We start from the raw sequence: 26,770 nt of genomic DNA on the forward strand, positions 1-26,770 counted from the left end.
TTCTCCTTGTATCCAAGCTAAATCCTACTAGTCGATATGCATTCCCTACAAAAGTACGTTATAATTATTACACTTACCTGCATAAAGGAGGATTTTTTTGTTACAAGTACTCTATATTTTCATCCCGATGCTTGCTGCAATTTTTGTGCCTTTTATATATAAAAGCATTAAAAATATTCACACAGGCTGGTTTGTTCTTGCAGTACCTGCTACACTCGCTGTGATTTATGCTACTTATATAGCGAGAGTTGCGCAAGGCGAAGTATTTTACGATGGGATTCCTTGGATACCATCACTTGATATTTCTGTTGTATCTTATTTAGACGGACTTAGTTTATTATTTTCATTACTAATTACTGGAATTGGCTCACTTGTTGTGCTTTACTCCATTTTCTACTTAGATAAACATAAAGAAAAACTACATAATTTTTATGTTTACTTATTACTATTTATGTCCGCAATGCTCGGTGTTGTACAATCAGATCATTTAATTACTTTGTACTTTTTCTGGGAATTAACATCTATTTCATCTTTCCTATTGATTGGTTATTGGTACACACGCGATGCTTCTCGCTTCGGTGCACTAAAATCGATGATGATTACCGTTTTTGGCGGCTTAATGATGTTAGGAGGATTTATCCTTCTTTATTTAATGGGTGGAACATATTCAATTCGTGAACTTATTGCTATGGCGCCAAACTTAGTGCAACATCCGTTATTCATTTGGGCCCTTATATTATTGCTGTTAGGGGCGTTTACGAAATCTGCACAATTCCCATTTTATATTTGGTTACCTGATGCAATGGAGGCACCGACACCTGTCAGCGCATATCTTCACTCTGCAACAATGGTAAAAGCAGGTATTTACTTAGTTGCTCGCTTCACCCCTATTTTTGCAGCTTCTGAACTTTGGATTTGGCTTGTTACAGGGGTTGGTCTGCTAACGCTCTTCTGGGGTTCGTTCTTTGCAGTAAAGCAAACCGATTTAAAAGGTATTCTTGCCTTTTCTACAGTCAGTCAGCTTGGGCTAATTATGTCATTATTAGGGGCTGGTGCAGTTGCATTTCATGTAAATGGAGCAGCTGATTCGGTGTTTAAATATGCAGCTTTTGCAGCCATTTTCCACTTGATTAACCATGCAACATTTAAAGGTAGCTTATTTATGATTGCAGGGATTATCGATCATGAAACAGGTACACGTGATATACGTAGACTTGGAGGATTAATGAGCATTATGCCTCTTAGTTTTACGGTTGCGGCTATCGGTAGTTTTTCAATGGCCGGTTTACCACCATTTAACGGCTTCCTAAGTAAGGAAATGTTTTTAACGGCGATGTTATCACTTCAGAATTTCGAATTTTTCGGCTTTGATACATGGGGTGTGCTGTTCCCAATTGTCGCTTGGATTGCGAGTATATTTACGTTTATTTATAGCTTTTATTTTGTATGTAGAACATTTACAGGAAAATATAAACCAGAACTTTACGCTCATAAACCACACGAAGCTCCGATAGGCATGCTTATATCGCCGATGATTTTAGCATCATTAGTCGTGATTATTTTCTTCATTCCGAATCTTATTGGTGATACGTTTGTGAAGCCGGCTGTACAAGCTATTCAGCCGTTTTTATATAATGCACCTGAAGATATCAACATTCACGTGTCCGCTTGGCATGGCGAAATTACACCAGAATTAGTTATGACAGTTGGCATTGTTATTATAGGCGTCTTATTATTTGTTGCCTTACCTAAATGGAAAGGCATCTACAACCTATTCCCGCGTACTCTAACGTTCAATAATGCCTATGACAAAATGATGCTTGCTTTAGATGTAGGGTTAAATCGTGTATCACGTCTTTATATGACGGGGTCTATGCGTCACTATCTACTGTATATGTTTAGTGGCATTACCGCGATTTCAATTGGAACCTTATTTGTAAAAGATGCCTTTTCATTATCTTTTGAAGGTGCAGCACCAATTCGCTCATACGAACTAATTTTAATTGTCGTGTTAATGATTGGAACAGCAATCACAATTTTTGCAAAATCACGACTGACAGCAATTATTGGACTAGGCTCTGTCGGTTATACTGTTGCATTATTCTTTGTTATTTTTAATGCACCTGATTTAGCGTTAACTCAACTAGTTATTGAAACCATTTCGGTTGCGTTATTTTTATTGGCGTTTTATCATCTTCCGAAGCTTGGCAAGCGCGAAGAACGCATGCGCTTTCAATTAAATCGGGCGATTATTTCAATCGCAGTTGGTGTGATGGTGACACTTATCGCATTATCTGCACATTCGCAAAAACTTGTGCCGACCATCTCAAAATATTATGAAGAAACCGTCTATTCTAAAGCGGGTGGCGGTAATATTGTCAATGTGATTTTAGTAGACTATCGTGGCTTTGATACATTATTTGAAATTACAGTATTAGGTATTGCAGGTATGGCAATTTTAGCAATGATTAAGCTGCGTATGAATAGAAAGGAGAAACCACATGAAAACAAATGATGTGATTATACAATTTACAGCTAAAATTGTATTCTTCATTATTTTCTTCTTCTCCATTCATATCTTCCTAGCTGGACATTATACACCAGGTGGCGGCTTTGTCGGGGGGCTTTTAACATCCAGTGCCATTGTCCTGTTAGTCCTTGCCTTTGATTTAAATACAGTGCGAAATGTTTTACCGATAAACTACACGTATTTAACGGCTACAGGCTTATTATTGGCATTTGCGACAGCCACATTCCCGATGTTTTTAGGAAAACCATTTTTTACACATTTCTTTGATTATTTCGAATTGCCGCTTCTAGGTAAGCAATCTTTGCACACAGCAATGCTTTTTGACAGCGGTGTTTACTTGGTTGTTGTTGGCGTTACGATGACCATTATTCAAACGATTGGAGAGGATGAATAATGGAAATAATTATGGCGTTTGTCATTGGCTTTCTGTTTATGGCAGCGGTTTATTTAATATTATCGAAGAGCTTATTACGCATTATTATTGGTACTGGACTTTTAAGTCATGGTGCACATTTACTTATTTTAACAATGGGTGGATTAACAGGTGAGGCACCTCCTGTTTTAAAAGAAGGAGCCAAAACGTTTGCTGATCCTTTACCACAGGCATTGATTTTAACGGCGATTGTTATTAGCTTCGGGGTAACGGCTTTCTTCCTAGTACTCGCATATCGCTCCTATCAAGAGCTTGAGACAGATGATATTAGCTTAATGAGAGGAAGTGATGAGGATGAATAACTTCCTTTTACTGCCGATTATCATTCCGTTCTTCTTCGGTATGATTTTAATGTTTGGGCAAAAAAATTTAAAATACCAGCGTTCGTTTGCTTTACTAGGCATCCTACTTGCTTTTGTTTCAGCCGTTTCGCTGTTACTAAAAGTTAAAAATGATGGCATTCAGAAAGTCACGTTTGGCAATTGGCCAGTACCATACGGTATTACAATGGTTTCTGATATGATGTCAGCACTGTTAGTAACTACATCGCTACTCATTGCATTCTTTGTTGTATGGTACGGCTTTGGTTCTATTACAAAAGAGCGTGAACGCTTTTTCTATTACCCTGGTATGATGTTTATTTTAACAGGTGTAAATGGCGCCTTTACGACAGGAGATATTTTCAACTTATTTGTATTCTTTGAAGTACTCTTAATGGCGTCGTATTTACTAATTGTGCTAGGTGGAGAAAAAGGACAACTGAAAGGCTCCATTAAATATATTTTAATTAATGTTATTTCTTCTGCTTTGTTTGTTATTACGGTAGCCTACCTTTACTCGGTTGTGGGTACACTAAATATGGCAGACATCGCAGTAAAGATTAGCGACATTCATCAGCCAGGTATTATAACCGTAATTGCTGTTTTGTTTTTAATGGTTTTTGGACTAAAAGCGGCCATATTCCCGCTTTACTTCTGGCTTCCAACCTCTTATGCTGCTGCGCCTATTCCTGTGTTAACACTTTTCGGTGCACTGCTAACAAAGGTTGGCGTTTATGCGATTACGCGCACATACACATTATTTTTTGTCCACGATTTATCATATACACATGATTTACTAATGGTGCTAGCCATTGGAACAATTATTGCAGGCTGTATCGGCGCACTAGCCTATTTCGATGTCAAGCTCATTATTATTTACAACATCGTGATTGCAGTAGGTGTCATTTTGTTTGGTGTTTCCCAAATGAATGAAATGGCGCTAAAGGGCGCAATGTTCTATTTGATTCATGACATGCTTATAAAAGCAGCACTCTTTATGTTAATTGGTATTGTCATCTACATTACCGGTACATCAGATTTACGTAAAATGGGCGGTCTTATGAAAACATATCCTGTTCTTGGATGGTTCTATTTAATTGCTGCCTTTGGTTTAGCAGGGATTCCCCCGCTTAGTGGTTTCGTTGGCAAGCTATTAATTGTGCAAGGGGGCTTTGAGGCTGGCAGTATGTGGAGCAGTATCTTTATTTTAGCCTCCTCTTTACTTGTATTACTGTCGGTTACCCGTATTTTCCTATATGCCTTTTGGGGAGAGGAAAAGGCAACTAAAGGAACTGTCGATAAAAAAGTCTATACTACACTTTTTGCGCCGACTGTCCTATTAGTGCTTATTACTGTTGCCTATGGTGTTGGTTCGGAATGGATAACACCATTTATGAATGATGCTGCAAAACTATTAAATGACCCATCTATTTATATAGATGCTGTAATGAAGGGGGATTAGAGCTATGGCATTTCAAATTATTTTAAATTTTGCTCTTGCCTTCGTTTGGATGTTCCTTTCATCTAATTACACAGCAACAGGCTTTATAGTAGGCTTCATCCTTGGTATTGTATTGCTCGTCATTATGAGAAGATTTTTCTTTACACGTCTCTATGTATTTCGAGTATGGGCAATTATTAAACTCACTGTTCTCTTTTTCAAGGAATTACTATTAGCCAATATTCAAGTATTGAAAGTTGTATTAAAGCCCAAACTGGACATGCAACCTGCCTTCTTTGCTTACCCAACTGTATTGAAAGAAGACTGGGAAATTACATTATTATCAAGTCTCATTACATTGACTCCTGGGACTGTTGTAGTGCATGTTTCAGATGATGCTAAAACATTGTTTGTTCACGCTATTGATATTAGTGATGTAGATGATGCCATTGCATCCATTCGCGACTCTTTTGAAAAAGCTATTTTGGAGGTGAGTAAATCATGATGACGTTTATTATTGCAGCGATCGTAGTGATTTGCTTATCAATGATTGCAGTGATTTACCGTATGGTGAAAGGACCCTCTGCATCAGATCGTGTCGTAGCACTTGATTCCTTAGGTGTATCACTTATTTCTTTAATCGCATTATTTTCAGTTTTAGTGGAAACAAGCTTCTTTCTAGAAATTGTTTTATTATTAGCGATTTTATCATTCATCGGTACTGTTGCTTTCTCTAAATTTATAGAGAAAGGAGATATCATTAAACGTGACAATTCTCGCTAATACGTTAGTTATTTTATTTATTTCGATTGGTGTACTATTTATCGTTGTAACAGCTATTGGGCTGATTCGATTACCTGATTTGTATACACGGGCACATGCCGCATCTAAAAGTGCCACACTTGGTGTAATGTGTGTGTTGGTAGGTGTATTCTTTTATTTTTGGCTGATTGAGGATCATTTTAACCCACGTATTTTATTAGGTATTTTGTTTCTATTCATAACTGGACCTGTCGGAGGACATATTATGACTCGTTCCTCCTACATAGCAGGTGTTAAGCCATGGAAAGGAACCGTACGTGATGAGCTAGGACCAGAAATTGAGAAAATGAAAAAAGAACAAGGTATCAAATAACCCAAGTTGAGACAAAAATGAAAAAGTGTTAGATTGACTACGGAACTGACCCCAATAGGTAAAGACAAATAAAAAAAGCATCTTCGATTGAAATTCGGGTATAGATACTTAAATTTCAATTTGGAGGTGTTTTTTCTATGGGAACAAGAGTGAGTTATCCATATGAAGTAAAAATGAAAGCGATTGAGATGCGATTAGCGGGGGTACCTGTCAAACAGATTCTATTGGAATTAAATATACGCCATAAAACACAGGTCGAAACATGGGTGCGTTGGTATAGAAATGGTGAAGTCAATCGTTTGAAACAACCTGTAGGCAAACAATATATCTTTAATAAAGGTCCTGAACCGGACAATGAACAAACGAAATTAGCATTGGAAAACCGTTATTTAAAGCAACAAATTGAGGTGCTAAAAAAGTACGCAGAGTTGGAGAGGAAGTGGTTGGAGAAGTAGCTGTACAGTTAGTTGCGTCACTAAGAAGCATGATGTCTGTAAAGGACATTTGTAAACACTTTGGGATTGCACGATCTACCTACTATCGTTGGAAACAGGCATCTACCGATGCAAGGTCTCGTCAAGCAATAGAGAGACGTATCGGTGAACTCTGTCGTGCAAATAAATTTCGCTATGGCTACAGAAAAATTACAGCACTCTTACGTCAAGAAATGTGCGTCAATCATAAAGTTGTTCAACGTATCATGCAAAAATATGGTTGGCAATGTCGCGTGAAAGTGAAAAAACGGAAACGAACAGGACAACCATATGCAATCGCAGCAAATTTATTAAATCGCGATTTTGAAGCCACAGCACCGTTACAGAAGCTCGTAACTGATATTACTTACTTGCCATTTGGTCAAAAACAGTTGTATCTTTCAAGTATTCAAGATTTATATAATGGTGAAATTATTGCCTATTCGATTGGAGACTGTCAAGATACTGATTTTGTGCTGGATACATTAGCTCAACTTCACCATTTGCCCGAAGGGTGTACGTTGCACAGTGACCAAGGGGCGGTATACACATCGTATGATTATCAACAGGCCGTAAAAGCAAAAGGCATTACCATGAGCATGTCCCGTAAAGGTACGCCCGCTGATAATGCCCCAATCGAATCGTTTCATTCTGTGTTAAAGTCTGAAACATTCTACTTAGACAATTTGAACAGTACTACGACGGCCATCGTAGAACAAACTGTCAAAGACTATATAAACTATTATAACAATAACCGAATTCAAACGAAACTAAACAACCAGTCGCCGGTTCAATACCGACAACTGGTTGAGTGATGCTTTTTTGATTACTGTCTTATATATCGGGGTCAGTCCCTACAATCAATCTAACACTTTTTTGCTACGCCGTTATTGTCCGCTTCGGCGGTGCTTTCCGCTCAGCACAGTAAGCCGCAACCCTCGCTAACGTGCAGAATGCCCACGTCTTACGCTATGTGCGTTCTGAGCAGGAGTCACCGCCTCCGCTACCAACAACTAGTGAACCCTTCTAATTTTTTCTTTATTGCAAAAGCAAGAATAGCTAAGTTCTCCATATAGCAAAAATTTATGAACACCTTTCCTCTGTTCCTTAAATTTTTTTAGTTATGTCCCGTCACTTTTTTGCTATATCTTTGTCTGTTACGGTGGCGGTTTCTCTTGCCCAATCATTGCTCTAGGGCAATCATTGAAATTGTTTGAGTGCCTGGCACCCTTTATATATAGCCTTTATCTGTTAAAAATGTTGTTAACTGCTCTACACATTCCTCAATAGAATAGAGCTCGGTATCCAAAATAAATTCGGGATGTTCAGGTTCTTCATAGGGCGCACTAATACCTGTAAAATTAGCAATTTCCGCATTGCGCGCTTTTTTATATAGACCTTTTGGATCGCGCTGTTCACATGTTTCTACGGAGCATCTTACATACACTTCTAAAAATTCTCCATCTTCCACTAGCTGTCGAACGACTTGACGATCTTGTCGATAAGGTGAAATAAAGGCCGTAAGCACAATTTGACCACTCTCCACAAAAAGCTTAGAAACTTCCCCGATACGTCTTATATTTTCCTTACGGCTTCCTTCGTCAAAGCCCAAATCATTATTTAATCCATGTCTTACATTATCACCATCTAATACGAACGCCTGATTACCTCGCTCAAATAATGTACGTGCAAAGGCGTTTGCTACGGAAGATTTCCCTGATGCCGATAATCCTGTAAACCATAAAATAAAGCTATGATGGTTGTTTTGCGTGCGACGCTCTGTTTTCGTAATAGAAGCTTCATGCCATGCGATATTAGAACTCATTTTAATACCTCCTTACGCATGCCTTTTATTAGTACATCGACAACCTCTTGACGGCTAAATGTACTTGGAGGCACTTCTCCATTACGGAGCATTTCCCGGACTTTCGTTCCTGACAAAATTACATGTGATGCACTATCATGCGGGCAAGTTTTTGTAGTTGCCATGCCTTCACATCGAGTGCAATAAAAACTATGTTCAAACTTTAAAGGCACAATGCCAAGTTCATCTTCGGTAAATTGTTCAAAGATTTTTTGCGCATCATATGTGCCATAATAGTCCCCTACACCTGCATGGTCACGTCCAACAATAAAATGGGTACAGCCGTAATTTTTCCGCACTAGTGCATGGAAAATGGCTTCCTTAGGCCCTGCATAGCGCATAGCCGCTGGGAACACACCTAACTGCACACGACTTTGAGGATAGTAATTTTCCAAAAGCACTTCATAACTTTCCATACGTATAGCGGCTGATACATCATCCGACTTCGTTTCACCGACTAATGGATTTAAAAATAAGCCATCAATTGTTTCTAATGCCGCCTTTTGAATATATTCATGCGCACGGTGAACAGGATTACGCGTTTGGAAGCCAACAATTGTTTGCCATCCTTTGTCTTTAAACAACTGTCTTGTTTCTGTTGGATCAAATGAATACGTAGGGAATGGTTGCTCTAGACGCTTAATTAACGTAATTTGACCACCAACATATATCGCCCGCCGTTCATGTAACTTTCTCACACCAGGATGGGCTAAGTCTTGTGTACCGTAAATAAGTAGTGCCTCTTTTTGCTTGTCTGGTTCATATATATCCGCGATATGAATAACACCATAGACATCGTTACCATATATTAATTTTGCTTCATCCCCTGGTTGTAAAGTTGCTGCTACTGCCTGATCAACAGGAAGTGTAATAGGAATACTCCACACAACGCCAGAGGCCAACCTTGTATGTTCAACAACAGATTCATAATCTTCTTTAGTTAAGAAACCGTCGATTGGGCTATACCCTCCAATTGCGATTAATTCTAAATCGCTTAACGCAATGGTATCTAAAACAATCTCCTTCTTAATATGTACTACTGATTTTTGTGGATTATAAGCTTGCACTAAAGTGCCGCCATGTGGTTGTAAACTCATTCAATATTCCCCCTAATTTTATTCGAATACTATGTTTTATATTTAAATGCCTTCACCAGCATCGTATATGGATTGTTCTTCTTCACGCATTGTTCGCATTAAACTAATAGCACCAAGCGTTCCGATTATAACGCTCCCCATAATGACGATGGCATATAAATCTTTCTCCATAAATAACTGAATCAGACTATAAGAAATCGCTAATGAAAAAATAGGTGATACAATCCAAATACACATAATTTTCTTTACAATATGTTTATGAAAAATTCGTTTACCGCTTTTCGCCATTCCGATACCAATAATAGAAGAGGAAGTTACTTGCGTTAATGGCACAGGTAATCCCAACAAGGAACTAATACCAACAAGCAAGGCACCTGTAGTTGAAATAAGAATGCCTTCAGCTTTTTCAAAACGCACTATCTTTTTGCCATTTGTTTCGAGTACACGTCTTCCTAGCAACAACGCCCCTAGTGCAACAAAAGCACCGCCTAGCCAAATACCCTTTGTCACCGTAATCATACCAGCACCAACAAGTGGGCCTACTGCATTGGCAACATTATTCATACCTGCAGAAAAAGCTTCAAAAAATCCCGCAAATACGAGTAGCACTGTTAAAATAGGGTGATTTGTCAAAAAACTCTTCCCTTGAAATTTATACAGTACTTTGCCAACTATAAAGGCAATAACAAACGCAATAACGGGAACGATTACCCAAAAAGACATAATCACGAGCAATGATTTGACATATAGCACACGGTAGGCAATTCCTACACCTACGACAGCTCCTACGGTCACTTCACTCGTCGATAAGGGAATGCCTAACAAATTGGCAAGAAACAACGCACTTGTCGCAGAAATTAATATAATGATGACGATTTTCACAGTAATATACTGTTGTGGCATAATCCCTGAACTGATAGTCTTGACAACTTCACCGCCACCCAATATAGCGCCTGCCAAAACCCCTATTGCACAAATTAACAATGCGTGCCATGCTTTTTTTATAGCGCCTGCCCCATAAGCAACACCCATTGACGCTGCTGCACCACTTGCCCCAATATTCATTGCAAAAAATAAACTTATAGCTAATGCAATATATTCCAGCATGATTTAAACGCCCCTATTCATGTAACCCACATTCAGTTTTACCCGATCCTTGCCATCTACCTGCACGTAAATCATCCATCGTAAACGCAGGTTGTGTGCAGTGTTCACAGCCAATACTCGGATAGCCTTGATCATGTAATGGATTGTACGTTAGGTTATGCTTGGAAACATAACGCCATATATCTTTCCATGACCAATGAATAAGCGGACAAATTTTAATGGATTTGAATTTTTCATCCCGATTGATAAAATTTGTCTGTTGCCGAGTTGGCGATTGATCTCTGCGCAGCCCTGAAATCCAAGCTTTTGCTCCTGATAACGCCTCATGTAATGGCTTTATTTTTCGGATGTCACAGCACTGATTAGGATTGGACTTCCATAATTCATCGCCATATTGTGTCTTTTGCTCTTCAAGTGTCAGCTTAGGCTTTTGCAGTATAATCGTTAGCTGCGGATAGTTTGCTTTTACTCGTTCAATCGTGTCATACGTTTCTTTGAAATGAACATCTGTGTCTAAAAAAACAATCGTAGCATTTGGCTTTACTTTTGAAATCAAATCAATTAACACAATTCCCTCAATACCAAAGCTACACGCATATACAATCTCATCGCCATATTGTGCATAACTCCAGCGTAACACCTCAAGTGCACCCTTATAGGATTCATCCACTTCAAAATTAGTCGTTGGCTCCTGCCAAGTTGCATACGTTAACATAAAATCCCCCTCGAAACATTTTCGGATATAGAAAAAGGCGTTTTAACAACAGATACAATAATGCATTGTATCTTCGTTAAAACGCCTCTAGTTTGACTAGCCAGCATTTATGATGATTGTAAACTAGTAATCTTGTACCTCATTCAACAATCTTCTTATTACCCAATATATACTAAATTACACCTAGTAGTCAACTAGGTTTTGTAAAAATATAAACATATTTAAAGAATGTCGTTTTACACCTTTTAGAACTGTCACTTTCGTTATATACAAATAATTTTATTCATAAAAAGAGTCTTTTGCTACTCGTTACCACACTTAGGGAAAAACCTATCTAAAAATTTCAAATATTTTATAATTCCTTGTTGACTAATAGGAAATATATGTTTAATGTGGTACTAAGCTAAAAAAACAAAACATGCTGATCAGATTATCTGAAGGCCATCTCCTTAACATGTGTTAATACATGTTGAAAGAGATGGTCCTTTTGCATTTTGTAAGAAAAAGGAGCGATTTTCAATGAAAAAAAGAAAGACTATTTTTCAAACAATTGTACTCTTATCGGGGTTAACAATTATGTTAACAGGATGTAATAGCACGTCCAAAGATAACGATACAACTTCGGAAGACACACAAAAAACAGTTGAATTACTAAATGTATCTTATGATCCAACACGTGAGCTTTACGATGAATTTAATCAAGACTTTATCGCAAAGTGGAAAAGCGAAACAGGGCAAGATGTAAAAATTCATCAATCACATGGTGGCTCAGGTAAACAAGGGCGTGCGGTTATTGATGGTCAAGAAGCCGATGTTGTCACATTAGCACTTGCTTATGATATTGATGAAATTGCCCAAGCTCGTAATCTACTAAACAAAGACTGGCAAACAGAATTTGAAAATAATTCTACACCTTATACTTCTACCATTGTTTTTTTAGTAAGAAAAGGGAATCCAAAAGCGATTCAAGATTGGGATGATTTAGTAAAAGACGATGTCTCAGTCATAACGCCAAACCCAAAAACTTCAGGTGGTGCCCGTTGGAATTACTTAGCCGCATGGGGCTATGCAGCGAAATTGTATAACAATGACGAGAAGCAAATAAAAGATTTTATGAAGGCTTTGTATCGCAATGTAGAGGTACTGGATTCTGGTGCTCGCGGGGCAACGACTACCTTTGTTGAAAGGAAAATTGGTGATGTGTTAATTGCCTGGGAAAATGAAGCTTATTTATCACTTAATGAATTAGGGAAAGATGCATTCGAAATCATTACACCTTCTTTAAGTATTTTAGCAGAGCCTCCTGTAGCAATCGTTGACAAAATTGTAGATAAAAAAGGGACGCGTAAAGTGGCAGAAGCATACCTACAACATTTATATAGTGATATTGGCCAAGAGATTGCCGCAAAAAACTACTATCGACCACGCAATAAAGATATATTAGCAAAATACCAAGCACAATTCCCTAAGCTTGAACTTATTTCCATTGAAGACTTTGGGGGTTGGACAGAAGCTCAGACAACACATTTTAAAGATGGTGGTACATTTGATGAAATTTACGTTCCACAATAAGGAGGCATATGATGACTAGCCTAACATTTAAAAAGAAGCCGGCTCGTGTTATTCCCGGCTTCCACCTTTCACTTGGTTATACGATGCTCTACGTAAGCTTGCTCGTGCTCTTACCTTTAGCCATGATTTTCATTCAGACCATGTCGTTAAGCTGGGAAGAGTTTATGGCAATTGTCACCGACCCTCGAGCAATTGCCTCCTACAAGCTAAGCTTTGGCACTGCACTTGCTGCTGGTTTAGTAAACGTTGTGTTTGGCACCATTATCGCTTGGGTACTCGTACGCTACCACTTCCCGTTTAAACGTATTATTGACGGTCTTGTAGATTTACCATTTGCTTTACCTACGGCAGTAGCAGGTATTGCTTTAACATCGCTATATGCTCCGAATGGCTGGATTGGCCAGTTTTTCGATTTTAAAATCGCCTTTACACCACTCGGTATTATAATTGCTCTAACATTTATCGGTCTTCCATTTGTTGTGCGTACTGTGCAACCTGTTTTACAAAATATTAGTGTGGAAGTTGAAGAAGCCTCAGCAAGTTTAGGGGCAACACGTCTGCAAACTGTATATAAGATTATTTTTCCTGAACTTGCACCAGCCATTTTGACTGGCTTTTCATTAGCCTTTGCACGTGCATTAGGAGAATACGGTTCAGTTGTCTTTATCGCTGGTAACATGCCGATGAAAACAGAAATTACACCGTTAATCATTATGACAAAGCTTGAACAATATGACTACGCGGGTGCCACGTCTATTGCTGCTGTTATGCTGATTACATCCTTTGTCTTATTATTTACAATGAATCTTATTCAATGGCTAGCAAATCGCCGCTTTATACATTAGGAGGTATTTATGGATCAGTCTACGATTATTGAACCTTCGGCTCCACAAACACGGATTGTAGCAGCAAAGCCCGCTGCCTTACAGGAGCCTCGCTTCTTTCGTTATGTATTAACATTTATTGCACTGGCATTTTTAGCATTTTTTATCGTTCTCCCCCTCGTATCGATTTTTATTACAGCCTTTCAAAAAGGGGCAGACGTCTACTTTGCAGCAATCGCACATCCAGATGCTTTAGCTGCTATTCAGTTGACCTTAACAGTAGTAGCCATTGCCGTTCCTTTAAATGCCATTTTCGGCATTATGGCTGCTTGGGCATTAACGAAATTCAATTACAAAGGTAAAAATTTATTATTAACAGTAATTGACTTACCTTTTGCTGTATCGCCCGTTATTGCAGGCTTAGTATTTATCTTGCTATTTGGTGCACAAGGACTATTTGGAGATTGGCTATTTGCTAATGATATTAAAATTGTTTTTGCCTTACCTGGCATTGTGCTTGCGACTATATTTGTAACATTGCCTTTTGTTGCACGTGAGCTTGTCCCGTTAATGCAAGCACAAGGGAACGCTGAAGAAGAAGCTTCTATTTCTCTTGGTGCAAATGGCTTTAAAACCTTTTGGTATGTAACATTACCCAATATTAAATGGGGGTTAATTTACGGTTTAATTTTATGTAATGCACGTGCCATTGGCGAGTTTGGCGCAGTTTCTGTTGTCTCAGGTCATATTCGAGGTATGACGAATACTATGCCGCTTCATATCGAAATTTTATACAATGAATACCAATTTTCAGCAGCTTTTGCTGTTGCTTCATTGATGAGTGTGCTAGCGATTATTACGCTTGTTATAAAAGATATTGTTGCATGGAAATCGAAATCAATTTAAAGGAGGTATTCTTGCGTGAGCATTCAAATTCAAAATGTTTCTAAGAAATTTGGTTCTTTTCAAGCTTTACAAGATGTATCCATCGATATTCAATCTGGTGAATTGGTAGCGCTACTTGGCCCTTCTGGTTCTGGTAAAACGTCTTTACTGCGCGTGATTGCAGGGCTAGAAGCATCGGATGTCGGCGAAATTTTATTTGACGGTCAAACAATTACTAATCGTCACCCGAAGGAACGAAACGTAGGCTTTGTCTTTCAACACTATGCGCTCTTTCGCCATATGACGGTCTTCGATAATGTTGCCTATGGATTGAAAGTACGACCACGTAAAACAAGACCATCCAAAGCAGAAATAACCGATAAAGTAATGACCCTACTGCGACTTGTTAAACTAGACAATTTTTCGGATCGCTATCCAACACAGCTATCTGGTGGCCAACGTCAACGAGTTGCACTTGCACGTGCACTTGCTGTGGAACCTAAAGTCCTTTTACTAGATGAACCATTTGGAGCACTTGATGCAAAAGTGCGTAAGGAATTACGGCGTTGGTTGCGGAAGTTACATGATGATTTTCATATTACAAGTATTTTTGTTACGCATGACCAAGAAGAAGCACTCGATGTCGCAGATCGTATCGTCGTGATGAACAACGGTAAAATTGAGCAAATTGGAAGTCCAGATGAAGTGTACACCCATCCTAAAAGTCCATTTGTTTATGATTTTTTAGGTAATGTTAACCTCTTTAAAGGGCGTTTACATAACGGTAAGTTGACACATGGAGAATTTGCCATTGATGTGCCAGATACGCATGCCCATACACAAGAAGATGCAGTAGGCTATGTGCGACCACACGATATACAAATTGAAAAAACAGCGGTAGCAGGCACTGTCCCCGCTTATATAAGCCATATTCATTTGCTTGGACCGATTGTTCAAATTGAACTCCGTCGTTATGACATGGATGAATTTTTAGAGGCAGAACTGACAAAAGAACAATTTTTAAGTCTTCATCTTAAAGTAGGCGACAATGTATTTGTGCGACCAAAGCAATTAAAAGTATTTATCCCAGAAGATTATTCTATTTAAAGCTGGGACAAAAAAGAAAAGTGTTAGATTGACTGCCTTCAATCTAACACTTTTCGCTATGCTGTTGATGTCCGTTTTGCTGGAAGCGTTCTTACCTCTATTGAGTGCCTGGCACTAGTAGAATTCAGAATTGTTTGAGTGCCTGACACCCTCATTCCTTATGGAATTCTCGACCATCAAAGACGGCTGTTACATAACCTGCACGAATGACAAAATCCCCGAAATGCTCGCCCTCTACACGGTCCTTTGCATAGTGCAGCAAAATTGGACGTAGTTCGACTAAAATTTCTTCTTCCCCAATATTTTCGCGATAAATTTTATTTAAACGATTGCCTGTAAAGCTTGCGCCAAGATACATGTTATATTTTCCTGGACCTTTGCCGATAAAGCCGATTTCACCCATTGCAGCACGTGAGCACCCATTTGGGCAACCCGACATACGAATAACGATTTCCGTATCATGTAAACCCGCTTCATCAATAATCGTATCAATTTTCGTAATAAGTGAAGGCAAATAACGTTCCGCCTCTGCCATTGCTAAACCGCAAGTAGGCAACGACACACAAGCAATGGAATTACGACGCAACGCTGAATAGTGGGCACCGTCTGTTAACTTATACTGCTCAATAAGCGCAGCAATGATTTCCTTCTGCTGTTGCGATACATTGCCAATCATTAAATTTTGATTTGGTGTTAACCGGAAGTCACCCGTATGCACTTTGGCAATTTCTCGTAAACCTGTTAACAGCTCATAATCCTCAAAATCTTTAATGCGCCCATTTTGAATAAATAACGTATAATGCCATTTACCATTTGCACCTTTAATCCAACCAAATTCATCGCCCGTTCGCTCAAATGTAAATGGACGCTCCGCTTGTATTTCCCACCCTAGCCGACGATGTAATTCTGTTTTAAACCAGTCGAGTCCACGTGCATCAATTGTATATTTAAAACGGGCATTTTTACGAATTGAACGATTGCCATAATCCCGCTGTATCGTAATAATTTTCTCTGCCGTCTCAAGTAATTTATCTGGCGTAATAAAGCCAATCATACGCGCAAGCTGTGGATACGTTTCATAATCACCATGTGTCATCCCCATACCTCCACCAACGACTACGTTAAAACCTACAAGCTGCTCATCTTCAACAATTGCAATAAAGCCAATATCTTGTGAATAAACATCGACATCATTACTCGGTGGAATCGCAATACCAATTTTAAATTTACGAGGCAAATATTGTGCACCGTAAATTGGCTCGATTTCTTCTTCTTGGCTATCCACTACTTTTTCGCCATCTAGCCATAACTCGTGATAGGCACGTGTTCTAGGCAATAAATGCTCACTTAACTTTGCCGACCAATTGTAAATTTCCTCGTGTAATGCTGATTGATTGGGATTGACATTACACATTACATTGCGGTTAACATCCCCACATGCAGCAAGAGAATCTAACAGTACTTCATTTATTTCTTGCATATATTTTTTGACATTCCATTTTAAAATCCCGTGCACTTGGAATGCCTGACGCGTTGTTAATTTTAATGAACCATTGCCATATTTTCTTGCCATCTCATCCATAACAAGCCACTGTGCAGGTGTTGCCGCACCACCAGGTGTACGTACGCGCACCATAAACTGATACGCCGGCTCTAATTTTTGACGTTGCCGTTCATTTCTTAAATCTCGATCATCCTGTAAGTAACTGCCATGAAATTTCATTAAGCGATTATCATCTTCAGGAATACCTGAACTTAAAGGTTCGTTCATTGTTCTTTCCAGTGTCCCACGCAAATAATTACTATCGCTTTTAATACGCTCGACATCACTTGGTGTTCCAGGTTGTGGGGGTAAAATAATTTTTCCAGTCATTTATCTCGCTCCTTTACTAATAAACGTCACGTTGGTAGCGCTTTTGTTGTTTCAAATCATTGATATATGCTTTCGCTTCTTCAGGCGTTTTGTGCCCTTGCTGCTCAATAATGCGACAGATTGTTTGATCAACATCCGCAGCCATCGATTTTTCATCACCACAAACGTAAATAACAGCCCCTTGCTCAAGCCATTTATAAAATACTTGTGCCTTTTCGAGAATTTTATGTTGGACGTATACTTTTTTATCTGTATCACGTGAGAAAGCAACATCCATTTGAGCTAATGTGCCTGAAGCAAGCCAGCGTTGCCAATCTGTTTGATAAAGGAAATCGGTGACAAAATGTTGATCGCCAAAAATCAGCCAAGAATTCCCTGTTATTCCTACCTCTTCTCGCTGCTCTAAAAAAGCACGATACGGCGCAACACCTGTGCCCGCCCCAATCATAATAATTGGTGTATCTGCTTGTTCTGGCAATCTAAAGTTTGGATTTTTATGGACATAAATCGGTACTGTATCGCCCACTTGAATTCGCTCTGCAATACTGCCCGAACACACGCCTAAACGCTTTCGACCAGCCGTTTCATAACTCACTTTACCAATTGTTAAATGGACTTCATCACTATTGGCCAATTGGCTACTAGCAATGGAATACAATCTCGCTGGAATTTTACGAAGAAGGGCTACAAACTGTTGTGCATCCCAAGTAAAAGGAGCAAAATCTTCAACGACATCAAGTAAATCTCTTCCTCTTGCATAATCCTTCCATGCTGTAGCACTTTCACATAGCTCTGCCAATGCTTTATGCACCGTAAATGCACTTATTTTTTGTAAAAGAGGCTTCGATAACACTGTAATTTCTAATTTTTTTTGAAGCGCCTCTTTTAATTGCATGGATTCCTCAAACACCGTTACTGCTGTTTGGGGATGAAACTGTAAGGCTGTGATTAATGCATCTACTAAAGAGTCATCATTTTCTGGCAAAATACCAATGCTATCTCCAGGCTCAAAATGTAAATTTGCACCTTCAATGGACAACTCAATATGACGTGTTTCCTTATTCGAGCCACGACCATTTAAATTGATATTTTCCAGTACTTCGGCATAATACGGATGTTTGCGGGAATATGTAGCCTCTGCTTCTAATAATGGCGTTGCATTCGAGACAATCTTTGTATCACTTTGCTGTAATAATGCCTGTTGAACAGCTGTAAACCATTTGGCTGCTGGCTCATCGTAATCAACATCACAGTCTGTACGTGACACGATGCGTTTCGCACCTAACTTTTCAAATTGTGCGTCAAAATCCTGCCCAGTTTTACAGAAAAATTCATATGAGCTATCTCCTAATGCCAAAACGGAAAAGTGCAGATGTTCTAATTTAGGTGCACGTTTACTGTGCAAAAATTCATAGAATTGAATTGCTTGATCGGGTGGTTCCCCTTCACCATGCGTACTCACTACGAGCAAAAGATTCGTTATTTTCTTCAAATTATTTGGCTTAAACTTTGCTAAAGATGTGACAGTCACCTCAATATCATTTGCTTTTAATGCAGCTGCATATTTTTCAGCGAGTCCTTGGCTATTTCCTGTTTGTGAGCCATATAATAGCGTCACCGTTTTCGTCTCAGGTACTACCGACAATACTGCTTCTTCTACAACGGTATCTAGTGTTGTTAGTGGAGCACTTAAGTATCCATTCAACCATATTTTTTGTTCTCCAGTTAATTTAGGTAGAAGTTCATTTAATAGCTTCACCTGTTCCTCATTAAAAGGACTGTTAATTACTTGCAGTTTCAACTAAGCCACCTCACGTATCATTATTAAATTATCTAAGACGTATTTTTTCTTTCTTTTCAATTTGTACAACGTAAAAGTTTTGAACAGTTAATGTAATTGAGCCATGATTAACTGTATTTAAAATTTGTCGGACATTATCTAATGCTAGATTTATATTTTCTTTTCTTTTATCTACCATTACGAAAAACACCCTTCCTCCAAATAATTTCGTTTTATTAAATCGATAATACGTTCCACTAATACTTTTCTTACATTATCGTCATAGCCCAAGCTATTGCATAAAATCATGTTTTTTACCTCATATCCTTGTAAACGCTTAGCAATACTTTGACGTAAAATGCCTGTAAACAATAAATACGGCACAATAAATACCTGCTCATTGTCTTGTTTTCTTTGTGCTAACCATTCCTCCAAATTAGGACCCGCCCCGTATAAAAAGCACGTATCAACCTTTCCATAACCATATTTATCGCGTAATCTTAATGCAATTTTTGTTAAATCCTCTCTTACTGCTGGATCACTGCTGCCACGTCCAATCAGTAATACACTTGCATTGTTAGAATGGAGTTGTGTTTCTAAAATTCGTTTTTGAAGTGTATCAATTAATAGTTCATGTACGCCGAGTGGTTCACCGTATGTAAAATGCACTGTTGGATATCGCTTTTGTGCTTTGTCAATTTCCTTTGGAATATCATGCTTGGCATGCTGCGCGGCTAACAATAAAATTGGCATAATCGCAATGGCTGTTGCTCCTTGGCGGAAGCAGTTTTCTATACCTTGGGCAATCGTCGGTTCGGCTAGTTCCAAAAAACAAATTTCTTGTATTGGTAATGCAATGTCCTGTTGCACGCGTTGTAGAAATGCAACTGCTTGCTCTACACCAGCTTTCACACGACTTCCATGTGCTACATATAAAATCGCTTGCATCAAAACACTTCCTTATACTGACATCTCTTTGAAAGGCATTTGTGGACAAACTTCCTCAAACCATTGGATTTTTTCCCTTAATGTCACCACCTTACCAATTACAATCATGCTCGGATTTTGAATTTTTTCTTGTTGTACGACATCCACAATAGTTGCCAATGTACCTAGCACCGTTTTTTGTTGTGCACATGTTCCCCAATGAATAAGTGCGACAGGCGTTTGCGCATCACGTCCATATCGCAGTAACTGCTGTTGAATATAAGGTAAATTGCCAACACCCATATAAATCGCAAGTGTATCAATCCCTTTAGCAAGGCTTTCCCATTGAATTCCATCATCTTTTCCTTCTCGCATATGCCCTGTGACCATTGCAAAGCTTGAACTCAAATCCCGATGTGTAACAGGAATACCTGCATAGGCAGGTGCAGCTATACCAGATGTAATACCAGGTATGACTTCAAATGGTATATGATGTTGTGCCAGTACTTCAGCTTCCTCCGCCCCTCTACCGAAGACGAATGGGTCACCTCCTTTTAACCTTGTGACGATAAAACCTTGTTGAGCATAGCTTACAAGAGAATGATTAATATGCTCTTGAATCATGGCATGCCGATTTGGTAATTTACCGCAAAATATTAACTTGGCACCTTTTTTCGCATAGGCTAATAATTCCTTATTGACCAGTCTGTCATATAAAATGACATCTGCTTGTTCAATGCAGCGCAATCCACGCACTGTAATCAAATCAACATCTCCAGGACCCGCTCCTACTATGAACACTTTCCCCATGTCGTTGCACTCCTTTCCATTGATAAAAAAAGAGACTCATACTATCCATAGACACAGTCCTGCCTTTGGATAATAAGAGCCTCTAGTTTGCTAGTCAGCTTTTATTTTTAATTTTAATTCTTAGTAATATAATAAGAATAATAAATAATTTAGTATATTCTGTCAACAGTTGTTTTATTCATTTTACAAGTCAACGAAAAAACCAATCGTTACAAGACGCAAAAAAATATGCTAGGAGCGAATACTCCTAGCATACTTTTTTACTTTTTAATGAGCCAACTGTTAAACTGCTGGCCCCATTTAAATCACATTAATAAGGTCTACGATACCTCGGGTATGGTCTACCTGGCGGGTAAAATGGACCTGGTGGGTATGGACGATAGTTTGGATAATTAGGGTAGTTTGGATAGTTTGGATATTGATTAAATTGTGATCCAAGTAGACCGCCTAAAAATCCTCCAAAAAATGGTGCGCCAATTGGCCAAAAGAAGCCACCGAAGCCTCCTGGATATCCTCCGAAATTCCGCATATGCTACCTCCCTTTTTCTCTATCGTATGAAGGGAGGTACATATACCGCAAGTCCTTTGCCTACTCTATTTCTCTTCACCTAAACGTTGCACAAAGTTTGCTAATGTTCGCACCATGACACCTGTACCGCCTTTTGGTCCTAAATCATGTGCAGAGACTGCATCCGATGTACCTGCAATATCTAAATGAATCCATGGTAAATCCCCAACAAACTCACCTACGAAGCCACCTCCGAAAATCATATGGCCATCGCGACCAGGAGAGTTGTTTAAATCTGCAATATCTGATTTCCGAATTCGCTTTTTATCACTTTCTGTTAACGGCATACGCCATACAAACTCATCTGTCTCTTGTGCTGCCTCCATAAAACTCGCATAGAATTCATCGTTATTAGAAAGCGCACCCGTTTTATCTAAACCAAGAGCTGTAATAACACCACCAGTTAAAGTGGCAACGTCGATTAGCGCAGTTGCACCTTGTTGTTTAGCATATGTAGTAGCATCTGCCAGTACTAAACGACCTTCAGCATCAGTATTTAAAATTTCAACCGTTTTACCGCTATAAGTTGTAATCACATCATCAGGTTTAAAGGCTGTATCCGAAACCATATTGTCTGTAGAACCAATAACGGCTACGACGTTTTTATTAGGGCGTAATTCACCAATAATTTTCATAGCGCCAAGCACAGCTGCTGCACCACCCATATCGCCCTTCATTCCAACCATCGAATCTTTAGGTTTTAGAGAATAGCCCCCTGTATCATACGTTACACCTTTACCGACAAGCCCAATCGGATCAGTGAAATCTTCTGTTGCTTTATACTTTAAAGTGATAAGGCGAGGTTCCTCATATGAGCCTTGATTTACACTTAAAATACCACCCATTCCCAGTTCCTCTAGTTGGGCTTTATCTAAAATTTCCACTTCAAAATCATAGTCAATAGCAAGGGACTGTGCATAATTTGCTAAATCTGTCGCTGTTAATAAATTTGGTGGAAGATTAATTAAGCTACGTGCTTCATTTACGGCATCTGCATAAATAATTCCAACCTCAAAGCTAGCCACAACATTGTCTAAATCTTCAGCAGTAGTCACGAAATGTACAGCTTCAATGCGCTTATCCACTTCATTTGAAGTTGTTTTATAATGCGGAATCGTATAATAGCCTAGCGTTGTGCCTTCTCCTGCTAAAAATGCTACATCATCTACCGTTATTGTTTCAGTTGTAAATGATTCTAACCAAATGGAATACTCTTTCACTTTTAAAGCATTTAGCTCTTTGCCGACTAAACCAAAGGCTGCACGCAAATCGCCTTCCGTTAAGTTTTTACGTTCATCTAAGCCAACAAATAAAATTCGTTTTAGATGGGCATGCTCCTTCATAAATGGCAATTTCGTAATGGCTTTTAGTTCAGTCGAAACATCACCTGCACTAAGCCAACTATTCAGAGCTTCTCCGTAAAAAGTCGAAAAACTTGCCCAATCTTGCATTTGTTCACGATGTTTTGTGACCCCCACCACTAATACTTCTGTAGAAATCGTTTCAAATGTTTTTGCTTCTTTAACAATATGCATAAATATTCCTCCATTCAATATTTCTATTATACCTAACTTTCAGAAATGCACGTAATATTTAGCTATTTCTTCTTTTAGAAAATAATGAATGTTATAATAAAAATAATTACAAGTGAAGGTTGTGATGAATATGTCGATACTTCAAAATACGCCTCTACTCGTCGCCCTCTTTTCCGTTCTTTTTGCACAGTTTGTTAAAATCCCCATTCACTTTTTAATGACCAAACAATTGAAATGGGGACTATTCACATCTACTGGAGGCATGCCTAGCTCACACTCCGCTTCTGTTACAGGGTTAACAACGTCAATCGCTTATGAAACAGGCTTAGATTCTCCCATTTTTGCCATAGCGGCTATGTTTTCTTTTATTGTCATGTATGATGCAAGTGGTGTTCGATACCAAGCAGGACAACATGCCGTTGTTTTAAATCAATTGCGCAAAGATTTTCAAACATTGCTACGTGATATTAAGGATTGGCCACAAATGGATGGGCAAGAAAAAATGGAAGAATTAAAAACCTTGCTTGGGCATAAGCGTAGTGAGGTATTTTTCGGAGCATTGACTGGCATCTTTATCGCCATCATAGCCTATCAATTTATTCAATAAAAAAAGAGTTGGTTCACATCCTCGAACCAGCTCCTTTCACAATTACATTGTGTCTTGTAAATATTAAAACATTCGATATCCACTTTTACGTAAATAAATCATCACAATTCCTGCTACAATCGCTCCTGCGAAGCCGCCAGATAAAATAGCAATATCTACTGTTTGAAGTGCTTGCAATTTCTCTAACAGCGCTGGGAAAGCTGAACCAGGTTTAAAAATATAGTCTAAAAAGCTTACTTCATCGACAATAAAAACAACAACAATTGGATATACAATTGCCATTAACCATGTCATTCGCAGTAACATATTCAATAAGAATCCGATACCAAAAAACATGACGAAAAATAACACAATTGAAATGATTAACTGTACTAATGAAACTGAACCACCCATGTATGTATAACCTCCGTTTTCCTCTCATTAGTTTACATGATTATGAGAGTGCTTTCAATGAAGACATCCTTCATTTCGCATGTTCGTCATATTTTAGTAAATCGTCAACTTTCAGTCAATATACTTGCTGTTCCTTGCACTATTTTTTAAAGAATAAACGGTAAGAAGTGTAACCGAATACCTCTCCTGGATTGATACCCTCAATGGCATCTAATTGATGCTGTTCAAACTGATTAGAAACCATTTCCTTTAACATGACCGATGTCATTTCATCCTGTGCCAATTCCCATGGATATAACCATTTTGCCTCTAACAATTCATTTTCTTGAATACACAGCTTTTGTCGCTCGTCTTTCATCTTACAATAAAAAATAGCCATATTATCACTAACTTCACCGTGAATCACACCTGTACGAAAGCCTATTAAGCCCGACACATAACAATCTAAACCTGTTTCTTCTTGTAATTCCCGGACAATCGCCTCATCCACTGTTTCACCTGCATTTACAAAACCTGCTGGTAATGACCAGCGCCCCTTTAAACCGCTATACGCCTTTTTGACAACAAGCCATTGTCCAAGCTCATTGACAGTACAACCCGCGACTCCTAACCAAACTTTGCCTCGATCCTTTTTCATATCCATTCACCTCTATGTCCATATTATAGCGTTAAGCTTTCTATAGGTAGAAGTTTTAATTGTAGAAAAAAGAGATATCGTTGCAGAAGAAGCCTTAAAATCAGCACACTCGTCCTGCGCAATAGATAGAAATATTCAGAATTGTTCCGGTGACTGGCACTCCATCCAATTAAGTTGTAAGATATTTTTTAATTTCGCTACTTGCTCTTCTCCGATAGTACGAACTAATTGCTGTTCAATTTCTGCTTTATTACGTTCATTTTGCTCATAGCATATTTCACCGAAGCTCGTCATTCGAATTACTTTGTGCTTTTTACTATTCTCAGCATTGCTCACTTCCACCAAACCTTTAGCTGCTAAACTTTTAATAAATTTATGAGTGGCTTGGCGAGAAAAATCCACAACTTTTGTTACTTCTGAAATAGTCGGTTGGTTTTTATAAATTTTGCTTAAAATATGCCATTCTGAGTTGGATATATGGACTGTATTATGTTTATTCCATTTCTCTTCAGCAAGTCGTCGAAGTATTTCATGACGTTCGCTCAACAAATCAATGACATCTCGATTTTGCAATTCGTCCTTCAACTCGTTCACCTTCATTCCATAATTTTCGTAATTACTATACAAAAAAACGAAGCCATCGTCAACTAAGTTGACAAAAGTTCCTTTATTGTTTACAATTAATTTAGTCAACCAAGTTGACAATAATGTTTGATGGAGGGAATATACATGTATAATGTTGGCGATGTAGTCATTTATTCATCACATGGACTTTGTTCAGTTGAAGATATTTGTGAACAAACCTTTAGCGACATTACTAAAACTTACTACGTTTTACAACCACTAAACGATTCAAAATTAACGATACGTACTCCTATTGACAATGCAAAAAAACAGCTTAGAGATGTTATAAAAAAAGAAGAAGCCATTCAAATTTTACAATCCTTTACGTCTCCTGGTGTGGAATGGATTGAACAAAACACACATCGTATGAGATTTCACGTAGAAATTATTAAAACCGGTGATCGACAAAAGCAAGCGAACCTCTTAAATACACTGCTACGCAAAAAGTTCGAATATGAAGCGAACGAAAAAAAATTCCCAAATCAAGAAGAAAAATTACTGCACTCTTTACAAGAAATTATATTTTCGGAGTTCTCCATTGCACTCGATAAACCTTCAGAGGAAATTTATGATTATGTAGTAGCGAAACTTAGCTAACCATCTTTTACCGGTACATAAAGAAGCCGCAAATATCTCTATTTAAGAAGATATATCGCAGCTTCTTTCTTACTTGTACGAATATCCCCTTTCACCAAAATCAAAGTAAACTTATCTACAACACCCTGCTCACCCTATGCCCCTAAAAATTTACATAACCATTTATTTATTACTTTTATATGTTATTATTTGTAATAGATATATTTTAGTTAACAAATAAGCAACAATACTAAAATTATTTATCATAATTAAAATCGGGGAGTAGGCAATTAATGGGGTTCTTTAATAGATTTTTTAAAAAAGTTGAAGAGGTTAATAAAGCAGAAGCTGATATTTCTGAACTTGAGTCTGCGTTTACTCTAGCGTCACCATTAGATGAGGCAAATGACTTTTGGAAGGAAATTGCACAAAATATTATCGTAAACGCAGTGAAGGCGACTGACAACACAGTAGAACGTGCCTTTATTTTAATAGATATGGGTGTACAGCCATCTTTCCATATTTTTTACCAAATTGATGGGAATCTATTGAAGTGGCATGAGCTTGAAAATCCTACAATTATAGAAAAAATTCAAAATGAGTTACTACCTCAAGCTTCTAACGTTTCTAAAGCAGTAAATGATAAATTTATTCAAGTGAACCATCCTAAAATTTCATTTGCTGAACTGCAATTTGAATGGGCAACAGGAGCTTGGTTTTCTCATATAATCTGGGAAGATAATGACGATATCAATCTCAAAGCAGAAGAAATTTCACGTCAATGGTTTAATACATTGAGTGAGGAAATAAAAAATAAACCATTATATAGTGATTCCAAACTTTCTTGGTATCCTTAACATCTTAATAGGATTATATATTTTCAAAGAAATACTTTTGTGAAGGCTTGTGCGTCGAACGACTATTCAGCACAAGTCTT

General features: G+C 38.3%; 29 protein-coding genes. 15 read left to right on the forward strand and 14 right to left on the reverse strand.

Annotation, left to right across the window (positions count from 1 at the left end; translation table 11 throughout):
* The first annotated feature begins 97 nt into the window (after positions 1-97).
* The 8 genes from MHH88_RS17440 to MHH88_RS17475 all read left to right on the forward strand — a co-directional run bounded on the left by MHH88_RS17440 (position 98) and on the right by MHH88_RS17475 (position 7,147).
* Entirely contained in the window at positions 98-2,515 is a 2,418-nt protein-coding gene (locus tag MHH88_RS17440) for a Na+/H+ antiporter subunit A (RefSeq protein WP_339259653.1), read from the forward strand.
* A complete protein-coding gene (locus MHH88_RS17445) occupies positions 2,502-2,924 on the forward strand; it encodes a Na(+)/H(+) antiporter subunit B (RefSeq protein WP_339259655.1) in 423 nt (140 codons plus the stop codon). The genes MHH88_RS17440 and MHH88_RS17445 overlap by 14 nt, the downstream gene beginning before the upstream one ends.
* Positions 2,924-3,265, forward strand: a complete 342-nt coding sequence (locus tag MHH88_RS17450) for a Na(+)/H(+) antiporter subunit C (protein WP_024364871.1) — start codon at positions 2,924-2,926, stop codon at positions 3,263-3,265. The genes MHH88_RS17445 and MHH88_RS17450 overlap by 1 nt, the downstream gene beginning before the upstream one ends.
* Positions 3,258-4,745, forward strand: a complete 1,488-nt coding sequence (locus tag MHH88_RS17455; RefSeq protein WP_339259657.1) for a Na+/H+ antiporter subunit D — start codon at positions 3,258-3,260, stop codon at positions 4,743-4,745. Before MHH88_RS17450 ends, MHH88_RS17455 begins: the two co-directional genes overlap by 8 nt.
* 4 nt (positions 4,746-4,749) lie before the next feature.
* A complete protein-coding gene (locus MHH88_RS17460; RefSeq protein ID WP_069509773.1) occupies positions 4,750-5,229 on the forward strand; it encodes a Na+/H+ antiporter subunit E in 480 nt (159 codons plus the stop codon).
* Complete coding sequence (locus tag MHH88_RS17465; RefSeq protein ID WP_024364868.1) at positions 5,226-5,507, forward strand: Na(+)/H(+) antiporter subunit F1; 282 nt, start codon at positions 5,226-5,228, stop codon at positions 5,505-5,507. The genes MHH88_RS17460 and MHH88_RS17465 overlap by 4 nt, the downstream gene beginning before the upstream one ends.
* Complete coding sequence (gene mnhG, locus MHH88_RS17470) at positions 5,491-5,859, forward strand: monovalent cation/H(+) antiporter subunit G (RefSeq protein WP_024364867.1); 369 nt, start codon at positions 5,491-5,493, stop codon at positions 5,857-5,859. Before MHH88_RS17465 ends, mnhG begins: the two co-directional genes overlap by 17 nt.
* 137 nt (positions 5,860-5,996) lie before the next feature.
* Positions 5,997-7,147, forward strand: a protein-coding gene (locus tag MHH88_RS17475) for an IS3 family transposase (protein WP_339259661.1) whose coding sequence is annotated in 2 segments (ribosomal slippage) — positions 5,997-6,270 and positions 6,270-7,147 — 1,152 coding nt in all. Because the reading frame shifts where the segments join, the coding sequence is not laid out codon by codon here.
* Positions 7,148-7,563: 416 nt separating this feature from the next.
* On the opposite strand, the gene cysC is transcribed toward MHH88_RS17475, so the two are convergent.
* The 4 genes from cysC to MHH88_RS17495 are packed head-to-tail and all read right to left on the reverse strand — an operon-like array spanning position 7,564 to position 11,115.
* Positions 7,564-8,157 carry an adenylyl-sulfate kinase gene (gene cysC / locus MHH88_RS17480; protein WP_339259663.1) on the reverse strand — a complete coding sequence of 198 codons (594 nt, stop codon included), beginning with the start codon at positions 8,155-8,157 and terminating at the stop codon, positions 7,564-7,566.
* On the reverse strand, positions 8,154-9,293 hold the full coding sequence (gene sat, locus MHH88_RS17485) for a sulfate adenylyltransferase (RefSeq protein WP_339259665.1): 1,140 nt from the start codon (positions 9,291-9,293) through the stop codon (positions 8,154-8,156). The genes cysC and sat overlap by 4 nt, the downstream gene beginning before the upstream one ends.
* A 42-nt stretch (positions 9,294-9,335) precedes the next feature.
* On the reverse strand, positions 9,336-10,400 hold the full coding sequence (locus MHH88_RS17490) for an inorganic phosphate transporter (RefSeq protein ID WP_339259666.1): 1,065 nt from the start codon (positions 10,398-10,400) through the stop codon (positions 9,336-9,338).
* 13 nt (positions 10,401-10,413) lie between these two features.
* A complete protein-coding gene (locus MHH88_RS17495; protein ID WP_339259668.1) occupies positions 10,414-11,115 on the reverse strand; it encodes a phosphoadenylyl-sulfate reductase in 702 nt (233 codons plus the stop codon).
* Between the two features lie 519 nt (positions 11,116-11,634).
* Between MHH88_RS17495 and MHH88_RS17500 the strand changes: the two genes are divergently transcribed.
* The 4 genes from MHH88_RS17500 to MHH88_RS17515 are packed head-to-tail and all read left to right on the forward strand — an operon-like array spanning position 11,635 to position 15,503.
* Positions 11,635-12,687 carry a sulfate ABC transporter substrate-binding protein gene (locus MHH88_RS17500; protein WP_339259670.1) on the forward strand — a complete coding sequence of 351 codons (1,053 nt, stop codon included), beginning with the start codon at positions 11,635-11,637 and terminating at the stop codon, positions 12,685-12,687.
* Positions 12,688-12,698: 11 nt separating this feature from the next.
* Entirely contained in the window at positions 12,699-13,532 is an 834-nt protein-coding gene (cysT, locus tag MHH88_RS17505) for a sulfate ABC transporter permease subunit CysT (protein ID WP_339263115.1), read from the forward strand.
* Positions 13,533-13,541: 9 nt separating this feature from the next.
* A complete protein-coding gene (cysW, locus tag MHH88_RS17510) occupies positions 13,542-14,417 on the forward strand; it encodes a sulfate ABC transporter permease subunit CysW (RefSeq protein WP_339259672.1) in 876 nt (291 codons plus the stop codon).
* 15 nt (positions 14,418-14,432) lie between these two features.
* On the forward strand, positions 14,433-15,503 hold the full coding sequence (locus MHH88_RS17515) for a sulfate/molybdate ABC transporter ATP-binding protein (RefSeq protein WP_339259674.1): 1,071 nt from the start codon (positions 14,433-14,435) through the stop codon (positions 15,501-15,503).
* Positions 15,504-15,654: 151 nt separating this feature from the next.
* On the opposite strand, the gene cysI is transcribed toward MHH88_RS17515, so the two are convergent.
* The 7 genes from cysI to MHH88_RS17550 all read right to left on the reverse strand — a co-directional run bounded on the left by cysI (position 15,655) and on the right by MHH88_RS17550 (position 22,996).
* Positions 15,655-17,376 carry an assimilatory sulfite reductase (NADPH) hemoprotein subunit gene (cysI, locus tag MHH88_RS17520; protein WP_339259676.1) on the reverse strand — a complete coding sequence of 574 codons (1,722 nt, stop codon included), beginning with the start codon at positions 17,374-17,376 and terminating at the stop codon, positions 15,655-15,657.
* A 16-nt stretch (positions 17,377-17,392) separates the two neighbouring features.
* Positions 17,393-19,177 carry an assimilatory sulfite reductase (NADPH) flavoprotein subunit gene (locus MHH88_RS17525; protein WP_339259678.1) on the reverse strand — a complete coding sequence of 595 codons (1,785 nt, stop codon included), beginning with the start codon at positions 19,175-19,177 and terminating at the stop codon, positions 17,393-17,395.
* 28 nt (positions 19,178-19,205) lie between these two features.
* On the reverse strand, positions 19,206-19,355 hold the full coding sequence (locus tag MHH88_RS17530) for a YezD family protein (RefSeq protein WP_080653410.1): 150 nt from the start codon (positions 19,353-19,355) through the stop codon (positions 19,206-19,208).
* On the reverse strand, positions 19,355-20,104 hold the full coding sequence (locus MHH88_RS17535) for a sirohydrochlorin chelatase (protein WP_339259680.1): 750 nt from the start codon (positions 20,102-20,104) through the stop codon (positions 19,355-19,357). Before MHH88_RS17535 ends, MHH88_RS17530 begins: the two co-directional genes overlap by 1 nt.
* 12 nt (positions 20,105-20,116) lie before the next feature.
* Entirely contained in the window at positions 20,117-20,893 is a 777-nt protein-coding gene (gene cobA / locus MHH88_RS17540) for a uroporphyrinogen-III C-methyltransferase (protein WP_339259682.1), read from the reverse strand.
* 310 nt (positions 20,894-21,203) lie between these two features.
* On the reverse strand, positions 21,204-21,422 hold the full coding sequence (locus MHH88_RS17545; RefSeq protein ID WP_069509812.1) for a uroporphyrin-III methyltransferase: 219 nt from the start codon (positions 21,420-21,422) through the stop codon (positions 21,204-21,206).
* Positions 21,423-21,487: 65 nt separating this feature from the next.
* Entirely contained in the window at positions 21,488-22,996 is a 1,509-nt protein-coding gene (locus MHH88_RS17550) for a leucyl aminopeptidase (protein ID WP_103977751.1), read from the reverse strand.
* 124 nt (positions 22,997-23,120) lie between these two features.
* Here MHH88_RS17550 and MHH88_RS17555 point away from each other — a divergent pair, with 124 nt between their 5' ends.
* Positions 23,121-23,603, forward strand: coding sequence for a divergent PAP2 family protein (locus MHH88_RS17555; RefSeq protein ID WP_036205676.1), 483 nt, complete (start codon positions 23,121-23,123; stop codon positions 23,601-23,603).
* 63 nt (positions 23,604-23,666) lie between these two features.
* Here the strand turns inward: MHH88_RS17555 and MHH88_RS17560 are convergent, their stop codons facing one another.
* From MHH88_RS17560 to MHH88_RS17570, 3 genes are all read right to left on the reverse strand, one after another.
* Positions 23,667-23,996: a YuiB family protein gene (locus tag MHH88_RS17560; protein ID WP_024364851.1), complete on the reverse strand. Its 330-nt coding sequence runs from the start codon at positions 23,994-23,996 to the stop codon at positions 23,667-23,669.
* Between the two features lie 139 nt (positions 23,997-24,135).
* On the reverse strand, positions 24,136-24,633 hold the full coding sequence (locus MHH88_RS17565) for an NUDIX domain-containing protein (RefSeq protein WP_069509818.1): 498 nt from the start codon (positions 24,631-24,633) through the stop codon (positions 24,136-24,138).
* Between the two features lie 135 nt (positions 24,634-24,768).
* Positions 24,769-25,326, reverse strand: coding sequence for a MarR family transcriptional regulator (locus tag MHH88_RS17570; RefSeq protein WP_339259685.1), 558 nt, complete (start codon positions 25,324-25,326; stop codon positions 24,769-24,771).
* Positions 25,327-25,362: 36 nt separating this feature from the next.
* Here MHH88_RS17570 and MHH88_RS17575 point away from each other — a divergent pair, with 36 nt between their 5' ends.
* Together MHH88_RS17575 and MHH88_RS17580 are read left to right on the forward strand one after the other, a co-directional pair.
* The gene (locus MHH88_RS17575) at positions 25,363-25,854 is read left to right on the forward strand and encodes a CarD family transcriptional regulator (RefSeq protein WP_339259687.1); all 492 of its coding nucleotides are present in this window, start codon (positions 25,363-25,365) and stop codon (positions 25,852-25,854) included.
* Between the two features lie 272 nt (positions 25,855-26,126).
* Positions 26,127-26,690 (forward strand): hypothetical protein, encoded by a 564-nt coding sequence (locus MHH88_RS17580; RefSeq protein ID WP_339259689.1) that lies wholly within the window; start codon positions 26,127-26,129, stop codon positions 26,688-26,690.
* Positions 26,691-26,770: the final 80 nt, after the last annotated feature.

The sequence above is a fragment of the Lysinibacillus sp. FSL K6-3209 genome (assembly GCF_037976175.1).
GTDB lineage: Bacteria > Bacillota > Bacilli > Bacillales_A > Planococcaceae > Lysinibacillus > Lysinibacillus sphaericus_D.

Excerpts from the sequence above, each read along its gene's own strand:
- MHH88_RS17445 (WP_339259655.1), top strand. The coding sequence starts at position 2,502 with ATGAAAACAAATGATGTGATTATACAATTTACAGCTAAAATTGTATTC.
- MHH88_RS17450 (WP_024364871.1), top strand. The coding sequence starts at position 2,924 with ATGGAAATAATTATGGCGTTTGTCATTGGCTTTCTGTTTATGGCAGCG.
- MHH88_RS17455 (WP_339259657.1), top strand. The coding sequence starts at position 3,258 with ATGAATAACTTCCTTTTACTGCCGATTATCATTCCGTTCTTCTTCGGT.
- MHH88_RS17460 (WP_069509773.1), top strand. The coding sequence starts at position 4,750 with ATGGCATTTCAAATTATTTTAAATTTTGCTCTTGCCTTCGTTTGGATG.
- MHH88_RS17465 (WP_024364868.1), top strand. The coding sequence starts at position 5,226 with ATGATGACGTTTATTATTGCAGCGATCGTAGTGATTTGCTTATCAATG.
- cysC (WP_339259663.1), bottom strand. The coding sequence starts at position 8,157 with ATGAGTTCTAATATCGCATGGCATGAAGCTTCTATTACGAAAACAGAG.
- sat (WP_339259665.1), bottom strand. The coding sequence starts at position 9,293 with ATGAGTTTACAACCACATGGCGGCACTTTAGTGCAAGCTTATAATCCA.
- MHH88_RS17490 (WP_339259666.1), bottom strand. The coding sequence starts at position 10,400 with ATGCTGGAATATATTGCATTAGCTATAAGTTTATTTTTTGCAATGAAT.
- MHH88_RS17495 (WP_339259668.1), bottom strand. The coding sequence starts at position 11,115 with ATGTTAACGTATGCAACTTGGCAGGAGCCAACGACTAATTTTGAAGTG.
- MHH88_RS17500 (WP_339259670.1), top strand. The coding sequence starts at position 11,635 with ATGAAAAAAAGAAAGACTATTTTTCAAACAATTGTACTCTTATCGGGG.
- cysT (WP_339263115.1), top strand. The coding sequence starts at position 12,699 with ATGACTAGCCTAACATTTAAAAAGAAGCCGGCTCGTGTTATTCCCGGC.
- cysW (WP_339259672.1), top strand. The coding sequence starts at position 13,542 with ATGGATCAGTCTACGATTATTGAACCTTCGGCTCCACAAACACGGATT.
- cysI (WP_339259676.1), bottom strand. The coding sequence starts at position 17,376 with ATGACTGGAAAAATTATTTTACCCCCACAACCTGGAACACCAAGTGAT.
- MHH88_RS17530 (WP_080653410.1), bottom strand. The coding sequence starts at position 19,355 with ATGGTAGATAAAAGAAAAGAAAATATAAATCTAGCATTAGATAATGTC.
- MHH88_RS17535 (WP_339259680.1), bottom strand. The coding sequence starts at position 20,104 with ATGCAAGCGATTTTATATGTAGCACATGGAAGTCGTGTGAAAGCTGGT.
- cobA (WP_339259682.1), bottom strand. The coding sequence starts at position 20,893 with ATGGGGAAAGTGTTCATAGTAGGAGCGGGTCCTGGAGATGTTGATTTG.
- MHH88_RS17545 (WP_069509812.1), bottom strand. The coding sequence starts at position 21,422 with ATGCGGAATTTCGGAGGATATCCAGGAGGCTTCGGTGGCTTCTTTTGG.
- MHH88_RS17550 (WP_103977751.1), bottom strand. The coding sequence starts at position 22,996 with ATGCATATTGTTAAAGAAGCAAAAACATTTGAAACGATTTCTACAGAA.
- MHH88_RS17555 (WP_036205676.1), top strand. The coding sequence starts at position 23,121 with ATGAATATGTCGATACTTCAAAATACGCCTCTACTCGTCGCCCTCTTT.
- MHH88_RS17560 (WP_024364851.1), bottom strand. The coding sequence starts at position 23,996 with ATGGGTGGTTCAGTTTCATTAGTACAGTTAATCATTTCAATTGTGTTA.
- MHH88_RS17565 (WP_069509818.1), bottom strand. The coding sequence starts at position 24,633 with ATGAAAAAGGATCGAGGCAAAGTTTGGTTAGGAGTCGCGGGTTGTACT.
- MHH88_RS17575 (WP_339259687.1), top strand. The coding sequence starts at position 25,363 with ATGTATAATGTTGGCGATGTAGTCATTTATTCATCACATGGACTTTGT.
- MHH88_RS17580 (WP_339259689.1), top strand. The coding sequence starts at position 26,127 with ATGGGGTTCTTTAATAGATTTTTTAAAAAAGTTGAAGAGGTTAATAAA.